Here is a 2,158-nt window from a genome sequence, read left to right as displayed (position 1 = left end):
CCTGCCGCAGGTCGTTGCCGCCGTCGTCGGCCTCGCGCGCCAGCGCGGCCAGCGTGTCCGGGTGCCGGGTCAGCCGCTCGAACGCCCACGCCAGGGTGGCGGCCGTCGTCTCGTGGCCGGCGGCCAGCAGGGTGAGCAGCTCGTCGCCGATGTCTTTGGCGGACATGGCGCTTCCGTCCTCGTAGGTGCTGCGCAGCAGCAGCGCCAGAACGTCGGTACGGCCCTCGAAATGCGGGTCCGCCCGCTCGGCGTCGATCAGCGTGCCGATGACGCGGTCGTACTGGCTGCGCCACAGTTCCAGCCGCCCCCAGGGCGTGTAGCGCCCGTAGCTGCGTTTGGGTTTGGGCACCGTCGCCATGCGCGACCCCAGCGTGACCCACGGCGGGATGAGCCGGCGCAGCTCGTCGAGTTCGGCGCCTTCGGCCCCGAACACGGCGCGCAGGATCGCGTTGAGCGTGATGTGCATCATCGACGGCAGCGTCGCGAAAGGCTCGCCTTCGGGCCAGCCGGCGGCCTCACGCAACGTCTCTTCCTCGATGATCGCCTCGTAGTTCTTCATGCTCTTGCCGTGAAACGGCGGGGCCAGCAGGCGCCGCCGGCGGCGGTGCGCCTCGCCGTCGAGCCCGAAGACGGATCCCGACCCGAACAGGCGGCTGAGGTTGGGTTGGATGTTGCCCAGCTCGTCGGGGCTGGTGGTGAAGATCTGCTTGGCCAGCTGCGGATCGCCGACCACCACCACGCGGCCGTACATGGGCAGCCGCAGTCCGAACACGTCCCCGTGACGGCGGCTCAGCCACTGCATCATGCTGCGTCGCGACGCGGCAAAACCCAGACCCTGCGCCATCTTTGGGAGACGCGTGGCCGGGGGCAGGTGGACGGCGGGCGACGCCGGTGCGGCGGTCACTAGTTCGCTCATGGCGCTGCTGCTCCCAACTGTGCGCAAGCGGCCGCAGGCTTGGTACTGCGATGTACCGCGGTTCTAGACAGGGACGGTACTCTGGTGTACCGAGCGTGACAAGCTTCTGCCGGAAAGGGGGCCACCGCTATGACGGCAGCAGCGCGCACCGCGACGGGCGATCCGGCCGCCGCGACGGTCGATCCGTTCCGGCTCCGGCTGCTCGACGGTCTGGCCGCCTCGATCACCGAGCGTGGCTACCGCGCCAGCACCGTCGCCGACGTCGTCCGTCACGCCCGCACGTCCAAGCGCACGTTCTACGACCAGTTCGCCGGCAAAGAGGAGTGCTTCCTCGAGCTGCTGGCCACCGACATCGAGCGGCTCGGGGGCCGCATCCAGGCGACGGTGGATCCCGAAGCCGATTGGCACGAGCAGATCCGGCAGGCCGTCGAGGCCTACGTCGGCTACATCGAGTCCCGCCCGGCCATCACGTTGAGCTGGATCCGCGAGCTGCCCTCGCTGGGCGCCGCCGCCCGCCCGGTGCAGCGGCGCGGGCTCGAACTGCTGTCGAGCCTGCTCATCGACCTCAGCGCCAGCCCGGGCTTCCGGCGCGCCGAGCTGCCGCCGCTGACCACGCCGCTGGCCGTGATCCTGCTCGGCGGCCTGCGGGAGCTGACGGCGCTGGCCGTCGAGGACGGCAGGCCGGTGCGCGGCATCGTCGACCCCGCGGTCGACGCGTCGATCGCCCTGCTCGGCCCGCGGCGTTAACCGCCGCAACGACGCGTCGCGGGGCTAGGCTCACCGCAGTCCCCGACCCACCCTCACCAAAGGACCTTGCGATGCGGCTATCGACGCGAAACCAGCTCAAGGGAATCATCACCGAGGTCGACCTCGGCGCCGTGATGGCCGTCGTGAAGGTGCAGCTCGACGGCGGCGACCAGGTCATCACCTCCTCCATCACCAGGGACGCCGCGACCGACCTCGATTTGCAGGTGGGCCAGTCGGCGACAGTGTTCATCAAGTCGACGGAAGTCACCATCGGCGTCGAGTAACATCGCGACATGGCTTCGACCATGCGCGCCGAGCGCTTCTACGCGGACACTAAAACGGTTGTGCTGGAAGATGTTCCGATTCCGCAGCCGGGCCCGGGCGAAGTTCTGGTCAAGGTCGCGTTCTGCGGCATCTGCCACTCCGACCTCAGCCTGATCAACGGGACGTTTCCGGCCCAGCGTCCGGTCGTGACGCAGGGCCACGAGGCGTCGG

General features: G+C 69.6%; 4 protein-coding genes. 3 read left to right on the top strand and 1 reads right to left on the bottom strand.

Annotated features, from left to right (window positions below):
* Window positions 1-916, bottom strand: a 916-nt coding sequence (locus tag A5714_RS21855; protein ID WP_068288793.1) for a cytochrome P450, incomplete at its 3' end; no start/stop codon positions are given.
* A gap of 129 nt (window positions 917-1,045) precedes the next feature.
* On the opposite strand from A5714_RS21855, the gene A5714_RS21850 reads away from it, so the two are divergent.
* From A5714_RS21850 to A5714_RS21840, 3 genes are all read left to right on the top strand, one after another.
* On the top strand, window positions 1,046-1,663 hold the full coding sequence (locus A5714_RS21850) for a TetR/AcrR family transcriptional regulator (RefSeq protein WP_068288790.1): 618 nt from the start codon (window positions 1,046-1,048) through the stop codon (window positions 1,661-1,663).
* Window positions 1,664-1,734: 71 nt separating this feature from the next.
* Complete coding sequence (locus tag A5714_RS21845) at window positions 1,735-1,947, top strand: molybdopterin-binding protein (RefSeq protein ID WP_068068552.1); 213 nt, start codon at window positions 1,735-1,737, stop codon at window positions 1,945-1,947.
* Window positions 1,948-1,956: 9 nt separating this feature from the next.
* The coding region (locus A5714_RS21840) for an alcohol dehydrogenase catalytic domain-containing protein (protein WP_156747438.1) at window positions 1,957-2,158 on the top strand (202 nt) is incomplete at its 3' end.

The sequence above is a fragment of the Mycobacterium sp. E2462 genome (genome assembly GCF_001672685.1).
Taxonomy (GTDB): Bacteria; Actinomycetota; Actinomycetes; order Mycobacteriales; family Mycobacteriaceae; genus Mycobacterium.
This window is presented reverse-complemented; position numbering and strand designations above follow the sequence as displayed.

Excerpts from the sequence above, each read along its gene's own strand:
- A5714_RS21845 (WP_068068552.1), top strand. The coding sequence starts at position 1,735 with ATGCGGCTATCGACGCGAAACCAGCTCAAGGGAATCATCACCGAGGTC.
- A5714_RS21850 (WP_068288790.1), top strand. The coding sequence starts at position 1,046 with ATGACGGCAGCAGCGCGCACCGCGACGGGCGATCCGGCCGCCGCGACG.